Raw genomic sequence first — 16,840 nt, forward strand, 5'->3', positions numbered from 1 at the left:
TTACTCCTCATCCACGCCGTATTCGGCGTCCAGCTTGTTCATGCGCCAGGCGTAGTTGAAGATCAGCACCAAGAAGACCAGGATCGAACCCTGCTGAGCGAACCAAAAGCCCAGATCGGTGCCGCCAACGGAAATGCCCGACAGCAGCGGACGCAGCAGAATGCCGAATCCAAACGACACCAGCGCCCAGATCACAAGGCTGATGTAAATTAGGCGCAGGTTGGCCTGCCAATAGCCCTTGTCGGACTCGGCAGCCTGCGCGGAGTTTGATGATTGATCCGCCATTGCGGGTTCCTCCTTCGCTTTTTCGCCGTACGGCCTGGCACACAACTCCTCATGCGCGTCAGGTCGCTTTGCGATTGTGCCCAACGCCCCGTGACGTCAGGTAAAACTTCTCGGTTCTGCCAAGGCAGTTCCTTCGAAGTATTCTGATTTAGGATTAAAGCCCTGCGCTTTGATCCACCCTTTAAGTCATGACCTCTTGCACATACCCTTGCAGGTCGATTGAGATGTCATCTATCTGGCCCATTGCGTCGATACCCTTCAGCACTCCCTGGGCCTGATAGTAGTCAATCAGCGGTGCCGTCTGCGCGTGATAGGCCGTCAGCCGGGACGCAACAGTTTCAGCGTTATCATCTGCGCGCCGTTTGAACTCTGAGCTGCCGCATTTGTCGCATTTTCCTTCAACCGCGGGCAGCTTGAACGTGTCGTGGTAGCCTTCACCGCACATGCCGCAGGTGTAGCGACCCGAAATCCGGATCACCATTTCAGCGTCTTCTACCTCGAGGCTGATGGCCGAATTGATCTTTTGCCCAGATTCGGCCAACAAAGTGTCCAGCGCCTGTGCCTGAACCGTGGTGCGGGGAAAGCCGTCAAGGATGATTCCTTTCGCGCAGTCCGGCTCGGCCAGTCGATCGCGCAGGATCGCGATGACAATATCGTCGCTGACCAGATCTCCGGCCTCCATCACGGCTTTGGCGGCCAAACCTGCTTCAGTCCCGGCCGCGACGGCGGCACGCAGCAAGTCTCCGGTGCTGAGTTGAACCAACCCGAACTTCTGTTCAAGCATACGAGCCTGTGTACCCTTCCCGGCACCCGGAGGGCCGAGAAGGATCAGGACGACGGGTGTGGTGATCGTGGCAGCGTCCATCACATCCTCACTTGTTCGCGCGGTTTTCAATCAGGTCTTCGACCACCGACGGATCGGCAAGCGTCGAAGTGTCCCCTAGCGCGCCAAAGTCATCCTCGGCGATTTTGCGCAGGATGCGGCGCATGATCTTGCCCGAGCGCGTTTTCGGCAAGCCCGGTGCCCACTGGATCACATCCGGCGAGGCAATCGGTCCAATCTCGGTCCGCACCCAGGTGCGCAGTTCTTTCAGCAGCTCATCCGAGGGGGTGCGATCATTCATCAAGGTGACATAACAATAGATGCCTTGTCCTTTGATTTCATGCGGATATCCCACCACGGCGGCTTCGGCCACAGCGGCGTGGGCAACCAGCGCGCTTTCAACCTCGGCGGTGCCCATGCGGTGGCCCGAGACGTTGATCACGTCATCGACGCGGCCTGTGATCCAGTAATCGCCATCTTCATCCCGACGGCACCCATCACCTGTGAAGTAGTAGCCTTTGTAATCCGAGAAATAGGTCTTTTCGAACCGCTCATGATCACCCCAAACGGTACGCATCTGACCGGGCCAGCTATCCTTGATGCACAGCACGCCTTCGACCCCGTTGCCGCTGATTTCCACACCCGATTGCGGGTCCAGAACCACTGGCTGAATGCCAAAGAACGGCTTCATTGCCGCGCCGGGCTTCATAGCGTGCGCACCGGGCAGGGGGGTCATCAGATGACCGCCGGTTTCGGTTTGCCACCAAGTGTCCACGATAGGGCATTTGCCCTTGCCGATCACCTCATTATACCAGTTCCAGGCTTCTGGGTTGATCGGTTCGCCGACAGTGCCCAGAAGGCGCAGGTCGCTCAGGTCGTGCTTCTCGACAAACTCGTTGCCCTGACCCATCAGCGCGCGGATCGCGGTGGGGGCTGTATAGAATTGGTTGACCTTGTGCTTCGCGCAAACCTCCCAGAAACGGCCTGCATCGGGGTATGTTGGGACGCCTTCAAACATCAGCGTTGTAGCGCCGTTGGCCAGCGGACCGTAAACGATGTAGCTGTGGCCTGTGACCCAGCCGACGTCCGCAGTACACCAGTAAACATCACCCTCGTGATAGTCGAATGTTACCTCATGGGTCAGCGCGGCGTAGACCAGATAACCGCCGGTCGTGTGAACGACGCCTTTGGGCTGGCCGGTCGAGCCAGAGGTGTAAAGAATGAACAGCGGGTCTTCGGCATTCATCTCGGTGGGGGCGCAATAGTCGTCGGCCTCCAGCGCCATTTCGTTGTAGTCGTAGTCGCGACCGTTGATCCATGTGGTTTGACCGTTAGTCCGCTTGACGACGAGGCATTTCACCGTGTCCTTACAATGCAGCAGCGCCGCATCTGCGTTGGATTTCAGCGGGGTCTTGCGGCCGCCACGCGGGGCTTCGTCCGCTGTGATGATGACCTTGGCGTCACAGCCATTGACCCGTGCCGCCAGCGCATCGGGCGAGAAGCCGGCAAACACGATCGAATGAATTGCGCCGATACGGGCACAGGCCAGCATTGCGTAAGCAGCCTCGGGGATCATCGGGAGGTAGATGACAACTCGATCACCTTTGCGCACACCCATTGATTCCAGGATGTTGGCCATTCGGCAGGTGCGACGGTGCAGTTCGGCATATGTAATGTGCTGAGCGGGATCAGTTGGATCATCCGGCTCCCAGATGATCGCGGTTTGATCTCCACGGGTTTTCAGATGGCGATCCAGGCAGTTGGACGAAACATTCAGAGTGCCGTCGGCGTACCAGTTAATACCGACCGAGCCGAAATCGAAGCTGACGTCCTTGACTTGGGTATAGGGTTTGATCCAGTCGATACGCTTGCCCTGTTGGTCCCAGAAGGCAACAGGATCGTTGACGGAGGCTGCATACATCTCGTTGTATTTGTCGGCATCGACATGTGCACGGGCAACAGTGTCTGCTGATGGCGGATAGGTTTTGGCATCTGCCTGGGCAGCGGTTGTCATTCTGAGGCTCCTCCCTCTGGACTAAATTTCGTGGGGCCGAATTTTGCCTGCTAAACTGACAATGTCGACCCGCTTCCTCCCCATACCGAATAATACGGAGAACAGAAAACAAGGGAATAAATTACCGGAAACTATGGATTAGTTTGTAAAAAAATTTCTCTAAATGCCGTTGCGGTGAAAACATTTTTGGAAAAAGGTGGTAATTATATATTAATATCAATACGATAATTGTAACGGATTTCGATCCTCGTGTTTGCGTTGGTTCGGCCCAAAAATGGCATCGGAAATTCATCTTTAGCGTGTTAGCGGTCACTTGATCTGATGATCTTGGTTCCGTGAAATCTTCCGGGGGTTGGCACACTCAGATGTTGGCGCTAGCTTTGGCATCAAGCGCTTCGACAAGGGGCGCAGATAAGGGAGAGATCATAATGAAAAAGATGCTGAGCGGTGCCGCTGTCGCCGCCCTGACCGTTGCCTTCGTATCCGAGGCCGCGGCAACCGAATGGAGCGCCTCGGTCTGGGGTAAACGCCGCGCCTTTACCGAGCACGTTGAAAAGCTGGCCGAGCTGGTCAGTGAAAAAACCGGCGGTGAATTCACTATCAATGTAAGCTACGGGGGCTTGTCCAAACCGCGCGAGAATCTGGACGGCATTGAAATCGGTGCGTTCGAGATGGCGCAGTTCTGCGCGGGCTATCACCGGGACAAAAACCGCGCCATCACTGTGCTCGAACTCCCATTTCTGGGTGTAAGTAACCTTGAAGAAGAGGTTGCTGTTAGCCACGCGGTTTACGATCACCCGGCGGTGAAAGATGAGATGGCACAGTGGAATGCGCGCATCATCATGACCTCACCCATGCCACAGTACAATCTTGTCGGCACAGGTGACCCGCGCGACGAGCTGGCCGATTTTGACGGTATGCGTGTGCGCGCCACCGGCGGTCTGGGGCAGGCGTTTGAAGCGGTTGGGGGTGTCCCGACCTCGGTTCCTGCGACTGAGGCGTTCAATGCGATGGAATCGGGTGTTGTGGATACTGTGGCTTTCGCCCAGCACGCTCATCTGTCCTTCGGCACCATCAACGAGGCGGATTGGTGGACCGCGAACCTCAATCCCGGCACGGTGAACTGCCCGGTCGTGGTTAATATCGACGCTTATGAAGCGCTGCCTGCCGAGCACCGCGAGGCGCTGAACAGCTCGATTGATGAGGCGATTGACCATTACCTCGCCAACTATGGCGGCCTACTGGAGCAATGGGACAGCGTCCTGTCCGAGAAAGGCGTCGCCAAAGTTGAAATCGACGATGCCGTAATCGAGGAGTTCCGCACAAAAGCCGCGGATCCGATCCGCGAGCAGTGGATTGCGGATATGTCAGCACAGGGTCTGCCTGCGCAAGACCTCTATGATCTGGTTCAGGCAACGCTGAAGCAACAGCGCGGCGGTAACTGATCACTAAGTCCGGGTGCCTGTTCGGCGCCCGGACACCTATAAAGACAACAGGGGAACACCGGCATGGCAGGACAGGCCACGGTGCTTGAAGACGGCAGCCGTCTCAGCCGTCTGGATCATCATCTATTGCGATTGGAGAAGCTCCTAGCGCTCATCAGCGGGATTGCTGTCTTTGGGCTGATGGTTCTGGCGGTGGTATCCGTCAGTGGGCGCAATGCGTTAAACGCGCCTTTGCCGGGCTATGTGGATTGGATCGAACAAGCCATGCCGCTGATCGCGTTCCTTGGCATTTCCTTTGTCCAACGGGATGGAGGTCACATCCGAATGGATATCGTCATCTCACGCCTGCACGGGCGTGCGCTGTGGCTGTTTGAGCTGATCTCGGTCGTGTTGATCCTTGTGCTTATGCTGGCGCTGGTTTGGGGCAGCTGGTCCCATTTCGACCGCTCATTCGATTTCGGCGCACCGTTGTGGAGCCGCGACAGCTCAATCGACATCGGTATCCCGCTTTGGCCTGCGAAACTGTTGGCTCCGGTTGCGTTTTCGGTCCTGTGTCTGCGGCTGATCCTACAAATCTGGGGCTATGGTCGCGCTTTTGTATTGGGGCTGGAAAACCCCGTAGCTGTTCCTCTGATACAGGATGTCGCCGCCCAGGCGGCTGCCGAGGCCGAGCAATTCGAAGGGCAGGACTAGATGGACACGATTGATATCGGCCTGTGGGTCACAGGCGGCCTTCTGGTTCTGGTCGTCACTGGAATGCGCGTGGCCTTTGCAGCAGGTTTGGCAGGTCTGGTTGGGTTGGTTTGGATTTTCTGGGCCAAGTTCGGCTATGACCCCGACCGCTTTGGCAAAGCACTGACCGTGGCGGTCAAAACGGCAGGGCAGGTGCCGCATTCCAAGGTTGCAGCCCATACGCTCAGCCTGATTCCGACCTTTATCCTGATCGGATATCTGGCCTATTACGCAGGCCTGACCCGCGCGCTGTTCGAGGCTGCCAAGCGCTGGGTCGCGTGGGTGCCGGGCGGGTTGGCCGTGTCCACCGTCTTTGCCACGGCTGGCTTTGCGGCAGTGTCGGGCGCTTCGGTCGCCACTTCTGCCGTGTTTGCGCGCATCGCCATCCCCGAGATGCTGAAGGTCGGCTACAACAAGCAATTCGCGGCAGGCGTCGTCGCTGCTGGCGGAACGCTGGCCTCGCTGATCCCGCCCTCTGCGATTCTGGTGATCTACGCGATCATCGTCGAACAGGATGTGGGGAAATTGCTGTTGGCGGGTTTCATTCCGGGCGCATTCTCGGCAGTCATATACGGCCTGTTGATTGTGGGTATCGCGGTTGTTTTCAAATCTGTCGGTCCGCCCGTAACCGGGTTCACCTGGAAACAGCGCTTTGCCGCTTTGCCCGGCGCGTTCCCCATCGTCGCCGTGATCCTCATCATCATCTGCTTCGTCTACAACCCGTTCGGAGATAAGGCTTGGGGCACCCCCACCGAAGGCGGCGCTATCGGAGCCTTCATCGTCTTCTGTTTTGCCCTGTTTCACGGAATGCGTTGGACTGAACTGAAATCCGCTCTGCTGGAAACAGCCAAACTGACGGCGATGATCTTCTCGATCATCTGGGGGGTTCTGATCTACGTGCGGTTCCTTGGTTTCGCTGATCTGCCCGGCGCATTCTCGGATTGGATCACATCGCTTGAGATGTCGCCCATGCTGATCCTAATCTGCATCCTGTTGGCCTATGCGGTTTTGGGAATGTTCATGGACGCCATAGGGATGCTTCTGTTGACCTTGCCGGTGGTTTACCCTGCGGTGATGGCCTTGAACGGGGGCGAGACAGTCAGCGCGGCTGACAGCGCTTTTGGTATGTCTGGTCCAATGTGCGCGATCTGGTTCGGGATACTGGTTGTAAAAATGGCAGAGTTCTGTCTGATCACGCCGCCCATTGGTCTCAACTGTTTTGTTGTCGCCGGAGTACGTCCAGATTTAAGCGTTCAGGATGTATTCAAGGGCGTGACACCGTTTTTTATCGCGGACGCAGTCACTATCGCGCTTCTGGTCGCGTTTCCCGGTATCGTGCTCTACTTACCATCGTTGGCGGGATAGAGAGCTCTTTGCGAGGCTCTGCCTCGCGCTTCGGGATATTTGCTGCCAGATGAAAATAGGATCCCTAGCTTCATCTGGCGAAAAATATCTCGGGGGAGTCGCCCGCAGGGCGGCGGGGGCAGCGCCCCCGGTTTAGCCGGCACGCATCAACATGCCGAACAGATCTCTGGGGTCGTCCGGGTCCGCCAACATGTCCAACGGTTCATAGAAATTCGTGCCTTCGATGGCTGTTTTGATAAACCTTAGCGCCGAGAAATCCTCGATTGCGAAGCCGACACTGTCAAACAGGGTAATCTGCCGGTCGTCTTTACGGCCTGTGGCTTGACCGGTCATGACCTGCCACATCTCTGTCACGGGATGATCCGAGGCCAAGGCCTGAATTTCTCCTTCTATCCTTGTCTGCTCAGGATACTCGACAAAAATCTCCGAGCGGAGAAGGATATCCCGGTGGAGTTCGGTTTTTCCGGGGCAATCTCCTCCGATTGCGTTTATGTGAACGCCGGGCCCAACCATGTTATCTGTAAGTATGGTTGCGTATTTCTTGTCTGCTGTGCAGGTCGTAATAATCTGCGCGCCTTCGATGGCATCCTCGGGCGTTTTGCAGAGAACAACGGTCAGTCCTGAATTCTTGAGGTTCGCGGCGCATTTTTCGGTGGCGTTGGCGTCAGTGTCGTACAGGCGAACGGTGTTGATGTTGCACATCGCCTTGAAGGCGAGGCATTGGAACTCGGATTGCGCACCGTTTCCAATCATGGCCATCGTTGTGGCGGATTTGGGGGCAAGGTAACGACCCACAAGGGCCGACGTGGCCGCTGTTCGCAAGGCTGTCAGCAATGTCATTTCCGTCAGCAGGGTAGGGTACCCGGTGTAGACATCTGCCAGCAGTCCAAATGCTGTGACGGTCTGAAGGCCCTCAGATGTGTTTTTGGGATGGCCGTTGACGTATTTGAACCCATACGCCTCGCCGTCAGAGGTGGGCATCAACTCAATAACCCCATGCGGAGAATGGGCGGGAATGCGTGGGGTCTTGTCGAAGCTTTCCCACCTTTTGAAATCAGCTTCGATCTGCGCCGCGATCTGAGTGATCATGTGTTCCACTCCGATGTGGTGCACCAGTCGCATCATGTTGTCGACAGATACAAATGGAACGAGGGCTTTATCGGACGGTTGGGTCATCAGAAACTCCGGGTCGGTCGGTCGAAGATGCGCCGCCCCAGAAGGGACGCGGCCAGATCGACCATCAATTTTGCAGTGCGGCCGCGCTCATCAAGAAACGGGTTGAGCTCGACCAGATCAAGCGAACAGACAAGGCCGCTTTCGTGCAGCAGCTCCATGACCAGATGCGCTTCGCGTTCGGTCGCTCCGCCGGGTACGGTCGTTCCGACAGCCGGCGCGATGGAGGGGTCCAGAAAGTCGACGTCTAGTGACACGTGCAGCATCCCGTTTGCGGCGCGAACGCGTTCGAGAAAGGCCATAAGTGGTGCTTTGATGCCGTGTTCGTCGATGCTGCGCATGTCTGCCAACATGACGTGATCTTTTTCCAGCTGGGCCCGTTCGGCAGGGTCGACCGAGCGCAGCCCAATCATGCCAACTCGGTCCGTCGGGACTGGTGCAGTGATCGGTGGGAAAGCCTCAAAACCCGATTGGCCGGTGAAATAGGCAACAGGTGTTCCGTGCAGGTTGCCACTGTCGGTACTCTGCGGCGTGTGAAAATCGCTGTGTGCGTCAAGCCACAGCACGAATAGGGGGCGGCCAAGCTTCTGTGCGTGTTCGGCCATACCAGAAACGGTCCCCATCGACAGGGCGTGATCTCCGCCCATGAATATCGGCATGCCCTTTTGCGCCGCCGCCTGAGCGGCCCGGGTCAATGCACGGGTCCAACCGATACATTCAGGCAGCGCGAATAGGTGCGAGTGTTCAGCCACATCCAATTGGTCGGGGACGACGTCGCCAATATCCTGTACAGCATGCCCAAGACTGTTGAGAGCGGTCTGCAACCCTGCGACCCGATAGGCGTCGGGGCCCATCCGACAGCCCTGTCGGCGTTTGCCCGAATCCATGGGGCTGCCAACCAGTATGATATTTGTGTTTTTCATGTGCTTATTTACGCAGTCATAGTGGGTTGCGAAAAGTCATCAAAATGCTCAAAAAGAACTTTGATATCTCGAAATGGGAAGTTGATATGGACGAACTGGACAATCGGTTGTTAAGTGCACTGCATCGCGATGCGCGCGCATCCTTGTCTGAACTTGCTGAAACGCTTGGGGTAACACGCACGACTGTTCGCAGTCGATTGCAGCGGCTCAAGCAATCGGGCGAGATCGTGGGTTTCACAGTCCTGACCCGACAGGATGTGGCCCAAAGTCCGGTTCGCGGGTTAATGATGCTTGAGATCGAGGGCCGCGGCACCGAGCGTACGATGGCCCGTATATCAGCCATGCCCGAAGTGCGCGCCGTTCATTCAACCAACGGTAGCTGGGACCTCATAGCTGAGATCAGCACAGATACGTTGGCCGAGTTGGACGAAGTCCTGTTTCAAATCCGCCGGATGGAGGGGATCACCCGATCGGAAACCAATCTGCTTTTGTCCACACGTAAGGGCCGGATGTAAGAGCCGTAGTGCTTTGAGGTTCAACGAATTTGTGTAAAACTGCTACAGCACGCAAGCAACCAAAACCTCAAGAGCAGAGAACAGATATGACCGATCAGGATACCGGCCACGACCTCTGGGCTGTTCGTTTGGCTGAACGTGTGGCCGGGTTTCTGGAACGTCCCTGGATTAAAATCCTGGTCCCCGTTCTGGTTATGCTGGTGGCTTTGACTGTCCTGCACGAGTTGTCTTCGCACGTAAAATGGTCCGATGTGCAGTCGGATGTAGCTAACACTTCTTGGAAATTGATGTTTTTTGCGCTGTGCTGGACGATGGTCAGCTTCCTGTCGCTGTCGCTCTATGACGTGTTTGCTGTGCAAAGCGTAGCGGATGGCGAAGTGCCGTTGCCAGTGGCGGGAATGGCCGGGGCTTGCGGATACGCAGTGTCGAACTGCCTAGGGTTCTCTTATATTACAGGGACCGCGATCCGGTATAGGATTTATGCATCTTTGGGTCTGGATCTGAGCAGGGTTGCGGGGGTCATCGCGACCTCGTGGATCGCCTTCTGGTCAGGCATGGTGCTTCTTCTGGGCATCCTTTTGACACTGCATCCTGATGGGATATCCAAGGTTATTCCGATAAGTGACACAACCGAAACGGTGATCGGCCTGTGTATGCTTGCCGCATTGCTGGGTCTGTTCCTGTGGCTTGCCAATGGTGGGCGACGTCTGGCCTATGGGGGCGTAGGCTTCAACCTGCCCAACGGCAAATTGGCCAGTCTTCTGACGCTTGCTGCGCTGGGGGATTTGTTTGGTGCGTCGATGGTGCTTTATTCGTTGATGCCCAGTGATCTGGGCGTCGGTTTTCCGTATTTTTTCACCATATTCATTGCGGCAATCGCAGTCGGGATTGTCAGCCACGCTCCCGGCGGTATCGGCGCGTTTGAGGCCACCATGATCGCGGGTTTGGGGGCCTCGGGTCGTTCGGATGTGATCGCCGCATTGCTGCTGTACCGTCTGGTTTACACGTTTCTGCCCTTCGTGATCGCCAGCCTCTCGATTGCGGTCGCCTCGGCGCTGAGCCACCGGCACCACATCACAGGTGCCGCCACGTGGGTGTATCGCGTTATCCGACCCATCGTTCCAATGGTCGCAGCCGGCGTTGCTGCGGTTGCAGGTGTCATTTTGCTGGTGTCTGGTGCTCTGCCAGCCAGCAGTGAGAACCTTGGGGTTTTGCGGGATGTCCTGCCGCTGTCATTTGTTGAGGCATCGCATCTGGTCGGTAGCGCGGTGGGCGTATTGCTTTTGCTGGTGTCGCGCGGCCTGTTCCGCAAGCTGTACCGCGCGTGGGTGGTTGCGATGTTGCTTATGGTGGCCGGCTTTGGGGCCTCGATTGCGAAAGGGTTGGATACGCATGAAGCGATCAGCATGTTGGCCACGATTGGGCTGCTGGCCATGTTCCGCGATGCCTTTTATCGGGTAAGCGGCGCGTCGATTTTTCGTTTGAATATTCCGTGGCTGGTCAGCGTCGTGGCCCTGTTGGCCGTGATTTTCTGGATCGGTCTGTTTGCCTATTCCCATGTCGAATATCAGAATGCCCTATGGTGGGAATTCGCGTGGAACGGCGACGCCTCGCGGTTTTTGCGCTCTAGTCTTGTGGTGGCATTAATCCTTGGGGTCGTGGCCGTGACCTCTCTGTTCGGACGCGAAATTCCTGTGCCGGAACGCACCGAGATCCCCGCAGTTGTTGAACGGTTGGTGATGGAGAGCGAGGATACCGAGGCGCAGATTTCCCTGACCGGGGACAAGCAGTTCCTGATCGCCCCCGATGACAGCGCGTTTCTGGCCTATGCCGATACCGGCAACGCACTGATAACCAAGGGCGAGCCGGTGGGCGATGAAAAAGCCGGACAGCAACTGATCTGGCAGTTGCGCGAAATGGCCGACCGCGAGGGCAAGCTGTGCGCATTTTACAGTGTGTCCACGAAATACCTGCCGACCTTTCTGGACCTTGGCCTGTCGATCCTGAAAATAGGTGAGGTCGCGCGCGTCCCGCTCAAGGATTTCTCGCTGGATGGTAAATCGCGCAAACGGTTCCGGCAGGCGAAAAACCGAGCTGAGCGTGAGGGCTGTGTCTTTGAGATCATTCACAAGGAAAACCTTGCGCCGATTCTGCCAGAGCTGCGGAAAATCTCGGATGACTGGCTGGCCCAGAAGGCCGGAGAGGAGAAGGGGTTCGCGCTTGGGGGATTCGATGACGACTATCTGTCCTATTTCGACCACGCCGTGCTGCGTGAAAGCGGAGGCGGGCGGATCGTGGCCTTTGCCAACCTGTTTCAGGGCGGCCATAAATCGGAGCTGTCACTGGACCTGATGCGATATGAACCTGACAGCGCCAGCTTCGTCATGGACGCGCTATTTGCCGAGATGATGGCATGGGGTGCCGAGCAGGGGTTCCAGTGGTTCTCATTGGGGGCTGCACCGTTTTCAGGGATCGAGAACCGGCAACTGGCGTCATTCTGGAATCGCGTCGGTGGGTTTGTCTATGAACATGGTGAGCAATTCTATCACTTCGAAGGGTTGCGCAGTTTCAAACAGAAATTTGACCCGGAATGGAGCCCGAATTATCTGGCCAGCCCCGGTGGGCTGGCGGCTCCGCGCATCTTGTACGAAGTGAACATCCTGATCTCGGGCGGGTTGCGAGGGCTGACGAAATAGCCCTTAGTTCAGGCTGGCGCGCGTGGGGTCTTGTTCCAACAGGTCGCCCCAATCGGTGCGATAGGCCATTTCAGCTAGTACCGTTTCAGGCAGGAATTCCTGAGTTTGCCGGATCTGCCAGCCGCCGCCCAGACCTTTGTAAACAGCGACCAGATTGCTGGACACCTGCTGGCGTGCCTCGATCAGATTGGCTTGCGAATTCAGCAATGCCGTCTGCGTGTTCAGGATGCGGGAATAATCCACGATGCCGTCCCGGTATTGGTCGACCGCAATCTCGGCCGCGCGGCGCGAGGCGGCGACGCTGTTTTCAAAAAACCCTACCTGCTTGCGCGATTGGGTATAAGCGACCATGGCGCTTTCAACCTCGGAATAGGCGGTCAGGACGGTGTTCTGATAATTCGCGATCAACGCTTGATAGGCGGCGTCCTGCGCGCGGACATTATTCTTGATCCGCCCATAGTTTAGCACGTTCCACACCACGCCCGCATTGGCCAGACCGGTTGAACTGGCTGATGTGAACAGGTCACGCCCACCGGACGCCTGCACGCCGATCGAGCCTGACAGGATAAATTGCGGATACAGGTCTGCGATCGCGATCCCAACCTGCGCCGATTGTGTGGCTGCGGCCAGTTCCGCTGCGCGCACATCGGGACGGCGGCGTAGCAGTTCGGCAGGAACACCCACAGCGACGTTTGACCGGGCCGAGGGGATACGCCCGGAATTGCCCAACAGACTGGTCATGCGCGATGGTGTCGTGCCCAGCAGAACCGCCAGCGCATTCTTGGTCTGTTGCAGATCGCTTTCCAGCGCGGGCACCAGCGCTTTGGTGTTGTTCAAAAGGGCCGTGGATTCCTGGACGTCCAATTCGGTCGTGACGCCATTGTTGAAGCGCAATTGGGTCAGGTCGGCCGATTCCTGTTGAAGCTGGAGATTGTCCCGTGCGACCGCCAACGACTCCTGCAGGGCGCGAATATTGACATAGAGCGCGGCCACATCGCCCGTCAGCGTCACCAGCGCATCATCATAATTGGCCACCTGCAACGCAAGATTGGACCGCGCCGCCTGCACGCCGCGCCGTTGCTGGCCCCAGACGTCCAGTTCCCACTGCGCGTCAAACCCGGCTTGCGATGTTGAAAATTCGGTGTCCAGCGGGATGATCTCGCGAATATCGGCAATCGGGCCGAGGTTTTCGCTGACCTGACGCCGCTCGATCGAGGCGCCGATGGCTTGTGATTGCGGGTACAACTCGCCAAATGCGATGCCCAACTGCGCTCGGGCTTGCAACACGCGAGCCCCGGCAACCTGCAGGTCGAGGTTTTGGGCATAGGCCTCGTTGATCAACCTGTTGAGAGTGGGGTCATTGAATGTCTCCCACCATTTGACCACGGGCGCGCTGCGCGAGGTCAAACCGCTGGGGCCGACTCTGGGGCTGTTAACCTCGATCCATTCCTTCACGACCGGAGAGTTCGGGCGCACAAAATCCGGCCCCACCGGTGCGCATCCGACCAAAAGGGCGGCGCATAGCGCGGTGCCCATCATCTGGCGGGTCAGGCGGGTTCGTTTCATGCGCTATGTCCTCAGATATCCAGCGGGCGAATGAAGTTCGCAAATGAGTATAGGCGAATGTTGATGCGCCGCAGGAACTCAAAGCTTTTGCCCTGACCGGTATAGATCGCGACCGCCGCGTGGCCGCCTGCGGGGAAGGTGTGACCATCAGGAATATCGACCGAGATTTGCACCGCAATGCGACCCGGCAGCTTGGGCAGCTCAAAGCCGGGCAGGCGGCCCGAAGGTAGGTATTGCCCCTGACGAGTGGCCCACCAGATCGCCTCGACCTTGCCGGTGAGGATTTCACCGGGATAAAGGTCCAGTGCCACCTCAACCTCTTGCCCCGGTTCAACGAATTTCAGGTTCTGTTGGCGGTAAGTGGCCAAAATATAAGGATTATCCGTGGTGACGAAACTGGCAATAGCGCCCAGCCGGATTTCCCCCACAACCATGCCAGGACGTGCCTGCTGCGAGACGATCATGCCGTCTTCAGGGGCGTAAATCGTCGTGTTGTCCAAGAAATACTGCGCTTTGTCCAGCTGCGCTTGCGCTTGCAGAATGCCTGTGTTGACCCCGTTAATTTGGGAATCCAGCGCCAGTTGGGCTTTTTCCAGATTGGCCTCGGCCTCTTTGATCTGGGCCTGATCCTCGGTCACCTGTTCATTCCAGCGGTCCAGCTCATCCTGCCGTGCGCCACCTGCGGGCACCAGGTTTTCATAGCGGGTCTGCTGCGTCAGTGCATAAGCCAGCTGCGCATTTGCGCGCTCGACATTTTCGGCGGCGACGATCACGTCCTGTTCCAAAATTTTCGCGTTTTGCTGGGCAGCGACCAACTGCGCTTTGGCTTCATCGACCTCAAGCGAAAAGACAGTATCGTCAAAGCGATAGAGTGGATCGCCTTTTTTGACCTGCGTATTCGGCTCGACCAGTACCTCGGTCAGGATGGTCGGTTGCGTCAGGCGGGGGACGATCTGAATGGTCGAGCGGATCACATGGCTGTCGATGGAAAACGGCTGAAAGAACCGCAGGGCCACCAGAAAGATCAACAGCAGATGCGCCCCTACCCAGAACGAGACGATGCCCCAGGCGATATTGAATTTGAGCCATTGCAGTTTGAAAAAGATCAGCCAAACAAAAATGAGGTAAAAAAGCGTAATGCCCAGGGCGACAAACATAGTGTGAGAGTTCCTTTGGCCTTAGCTTTTCTGACTGTCTTCAGGATCCAGCGTGTCGCGGTATTCTTCGGTCAGAGTTCCGCCTAACCGTTTGATTTCCTTGCGCACCGCATCGCGTTCGTCGTCGGGCATACGGCGGATATCGACGGTGGTGCCATCGTGGAACGCCCAGATAAACGCGTGAACCCAAGGCACGATGGCCAGAAACCCCATCCACCCCATGATCTTAACGGCCTCGGCATGGGGGTGGTTGCGCTTGATAGCAATGCGCCCTGGCAGTCCCATGATGAACAAAAACAGTGCCATCACTGCAGCCAGCAGCAAAATGAGCGCGACAAATGTCAGGTAGTCATAGTAGCCTAGTGGCTGCCCCAATAATCCCATGCTCGAGCCTCCTTATGGGAAGGTTGACCCATCCTCATTTGTTAGCATCCACTTCGTCAATCAATTTATAGCTTGTCGGAGGGTCAGCGCAGATACCGGGACCACATTCCAGCAGGGCCGACACTGTGTTTAGAGCTCCGAGGCCCAATAGGGTAAAGAATGCGACTTTCGCCAGTATATTGCCGCCAAATCGGGGTTGCTCATTCGGCACGTCGGTGTATTGGCGCGAAAACAACAGCATAATGGCGGTTCCCAGCAGGATCAGGAAAAAGCAGACCGCGGCCCATGTGTAGTAGTGGTAGCCGAGAACCGGCGACCCGTAATGGCCGGTTCCCGGCACGATGTGCAGAAAGATCTGTCGGATCGAAACACTGATTCCAAACAGCGCCGAGATCAGCATTAGCGCATAGTGTTGCGGTTGCGCGCCGTATATCAGGTTTAGCGCCAAGCCGACCCCGACCGCCATGAATCCCACGCGCTGCAACAGGCATAAAGGGCAGGGCAGTTCGTACAAGGCTAACTGATAAACGAAAGCCAGCAACAGTATCAGGCTAACCGCTAAGGCCCCAATCGCGTTTAGGCTGCGAGACAGTTCGGGTGTCACTGCCGTCTCCTAAAGCTGAATGGTCAGTTGACTGGTCGCGTGATAACGAAACCAGTAGACGCTTAGCGCCAGGGTTAAGAAAAAAACCGCGTTGGCAGCCTTTTTCATCCGGTAGTAGATCAGCCCCATAGCGGTTGTAAGCAGCGCGAATAGTAGTGCGATCATGTCTCGCACCCCTCTAATCATAAGAATTGCAATATGTTTAAATATTGTCAGCTTAGCTCGCGTCTGGCAAGAACTTGACGGTCAAAGTTCGCCTAAAGTGGAAGTCAGGCGCAGATTTCCAATCGCGTGCCCCAGTCAGCGCATTTCTGGACCAAGCTGCGTTGCAGCTGAGCATCGGTATAGAAGACATCCACGTCAGACAGGGATGCGATGCGCGCTGGTGCTGAGCGCTGGAATTTCGAACTGTCTGCCGCAAGCATGACATGCCGCGCCTGTGCTATGATCGTTTGACTGACATGGACCTCTTGAAAGTCGAAATCCAGCAAGTCGCCCTCGGCGTCAAGCGCAGAGCAACTGATCACAGCGTAGTCAAATTTGAATTGCTCGATCGTCGAGGTCGTAAGGTTGCCAATCAGCCCTCCGTCCGACCGGCGCAGCACGCCACCTGCAACCACGATCTGACAGTGCGCGTTTTCGACAAGTATGTTTGCTACGTTCATGTTGTTCGTCACCACCATGAGGTCTTTGTGAGACAAAAGTTGGCGCGCGACCGCCTCGGTCGAGGTTCCGATGTTCATGAATACCGATGCACCGTCTGGAATGTCACGCGCGCAGGCCTGCGCGATCCGGGTCTTGATCTCGGCATTTAGGGCGCGTCGATCCTCGTAGCCGATGTTTGACACGCCGGACCGCAACACGGCGCCACCGTGAACGCGGTCCAATTTCCCCATGTCCGCAAGATCGGACAGGTCGCGTCGGATGGTCTGAACAGTGACCTCAAAACGCGCGGCAAGGTCTTCAACCGCGACACGGCCATCTTGCTTGGCGATTTCCAGAATATCGGATTGTCGAAACGAAAGGGACACGTGATCCTCCGGTTGGAATGCTTTTTCGGTTTTCTTCTCTTTTTGAAAAATATCAACCTTTGAAACAGGCCAGTGTGCAATTTGTACAGAAATGCGACAAATAAGAACGAGCCAAAACGAACATAAA

At 56.7% G+C, this 16,840-nt stretch carries 16 protein-coding genes; 5 read left to right on the plus strand and 11 right to left on the minus strand.

All coding sequences use genetic code 11. From position 1 onward, the window contains the following. The 3 genes from GOW48_RS01365 to acs all read right to left on the minus strand — a co-directional run bounded on the left by GOW48_RS01365 (nt 1) and on the right by acs (nt 3,122). Complete coding sequence (locus GOW48_RS01365) at nt 1–285, minus strand: DUF4212 domain-containing protein (RefSeq protein ID WP_170352909.1); 285 nt, start codon at nt 283–285, stop codon at nt 1–3. A gap of 181 nt (nt 286–466) precedes the next feature. Then, the gene (locus GOW48_RS01370; protein ID WP_170750782.1) at nt 467–1,150 is read right to left on the minus strand and encodes an adenylate kinase; all 684 of its coding nucleotides are present in this window, start codon (nt 1,148–1,150) and stop codon (nt 467–469) included. A 7-nt stretch (nt 1,151–1,157) separates the two neighbouring features. Further along, nucleotides 1,158–3,122, minus strand: coding sequence for an acetate--CoA ligase (gene acs / locus GOW48_RS01375; RefSeq protein WP_170750784.1), 1,965 nt, complete (start codon nt 3,120–3,122; stop codon nt 1,158–1,160). A 428-nt stretch (nt 3,123–3,550) separates the two neighbouring features. On the opposite strand from acs, the gene dctP reads away from it, so the two are divergent. From dctP to GOW48_RS01390, 3 genes are all read left to right on the plus strand, one after another. After that, on the plus strand, nt 3,551–4,567 hold the full coding sequence (dctP, locus tag GOW48_RS01380; RefSeq protein WP_170352915.1) for a TRAP transporter substrate-binding protein DctP: 1,017 nt from the start codon (nt 3,551–3,553) through the stop codon (nt 4,565–4,567). A gap of 63 nt (nt 4,568–4,630) precedes the next feature. Beyond that, the gene (locus tag GOW48_RS01385; RefSeq protein WP_170750786.1) at nt 4,631–5,260 is read left to right on the plus strand and encodes a TRAP transporter small permease; all 630 of its coding nucleotides are present in this window, start codon (nt 4,631–4,633) and stop codon (nt 5,258–5,260) included. After that, complete coding sequence (locus GOW48_RS01390) at nt 5,261–6,664, plus strand: TRAP transporter large permease (RefSeq protein WP_170750788.1); 1,404 nt, start codon at nt 5,261–5,263, stop codon at nt 6,662–6,664. Between the two features lie 132 nt (nt 6,665–6,796). Here the strand turns inward: GOW48_RS01390 and GOW48_RS01395 are convergent, their stop codons facing one another. Next, a complete protein-coding gene (locus GOW48_RS01395; protein WP_170352920.1) occupies nt 6,797–7,840 on the minus strand; it encodes an ornithine cyclodeaminase in 1,044 nt (347 codons plus the stop codon). Then, nucleotides 7,840–8,760 carry an arginase gene (rocF, locus tag GOW48_RS01400; RefSeq protein WP_170750790.1) on the minus strand — a complete coding sequence of 307 codons (921 nt, stop codon included), beginning with the start codon at nt 8,758–8,760 and terminating at the stop codon, nt 7,840–7,842. Before rocF ends, GOW48_RS01395 begins: the two co-directional genes overlap by 1 nt. 86 nt (nt 8,761–8,846) lie before the next feature. Between rocF and GOW48_RS01405 the strand changes: the two genes are divergently transcribed. Next, complete coding sequence (locus tag GOW48_RS01405; protein WP_170751380.1) at nt 8,847–9,275, plus strand: Lrp/AsnC family transcriptional regulator; 429 nt, start codon at nt 8,847–8,849, stop codon at nt 9,273–9,275. Between the two features lie 86 nt (nt 9,276–9,361). Continuing rightward, nucleotides 9,362–11,971, plus strand: a complete 2,610-nt coding sequence (mprF, locus tag GOW48_RS01410) for a bifunctional lysylphosphatidylglycerol flippase/synthetase MprF (protein ID WP_170750792.1) — start codon at nt 9,362–9,364, stop codon at nt 11,969–11,971. 3 nt (nt 11,972–11,974) lie between these two features. Here the strand turns inward: mprF and GOW48_RS01415 are convergent, their stop codons facing one another. From GOW48_RS01415 to GOW48_RS01440, 6 genes are all read right to left on the minus strand, one after another. Next, the gene (locus GOW48_RS01415; RefSeq protein ID WP_170750794.1) at nt 11,975–13,537 is read right to left on the minus strand and encodes an efflux transporter outer membrane subunit; all 1,563 of its coding nucleotides are present in this window, start codon (nt 13,535–13,537) and stop codon (nt 11,975–11,977) included. A gap of 11 nt (nt 13,538–13,548) precedes the next feature. Further along, nucleotides 13,549–14,694 carry an HlyD family secretion protein gene (locus GOW48_RS01420; protein WP_170750796.1) on the minus strand — a complete coding sequence of 382 codons (1,146 nt, stop codon included), beginning with the start codon at nt 14,692–14,694 and terminating at the stop codon, nt 13,549–13,551. Between the two features lie 21 nt (nt 14,695–14,715). Next, nucleotides 14,716–15,078, minus strand: a complete 363-nt coding sequence (locus tag GOW48_RS01425) for a DUF3302 domain-containing protein (RefSeq protein ID WP_170750798.1) — start codon at nt 15,076–15,078, stop codon at nt 14,716–14,718. A 34-nt stretch (nt 15,079–15,112) separates the two neighbouring features. After that, nucleotides 15,113–15,682 carry a disulfide bond formation protein B gene (locus tag GOW48_RS01430; RefSeq protein WP_170750800.1) on the minus strand — a complete coding sequence of 190 codons (570 nt, stop codon included), beginning with the start codon at nt 15,680–15,682 and terminating at the stop codon, nt 15,113–15,115. 9 nt (nt 15,683–15,691) lie between these two features. Further along, complete coding sequence (locus tag GOW48_RS01435) at nt 15,692–15,847, minus strand: DUF5993 family protein (protein ID WP_170750802.1); 156 nt, start codon at nt 15,845–15,847, stop codon at nt 15,692–15,694. Between the two features lie 104 nt (nt 15,848–15,951). Next, nucleotides 15,952–16,713 carry a DeoR/GlpR family DNA-binding transcription regulator gene (locus GOW48_RS01440; protein ID WP_170750804.1) on the minus strand — a complete coding sequence of 254 codons (762 nt, stop codon included), beginning with the start codon at nt 16,711–16,713 and terminating at the stop codon, nt 15,952–15,954. Nucleotides 16,714–16,840 lie beyond the last annotated feature (127 nt).

It is taken from the genome of Ruegeria lacuscaerulensis (genome assembly GCF_013033355.1).
In the GTDB taxonomy this organism is placed as follows: domain Bacteria; phylum Pseudomonadota; class Alphaproteobacteria; order Rhodobacterales; family Rhodobacteraceae; genus Ruegeria; species Ruegeria lacuscaerulensis_A.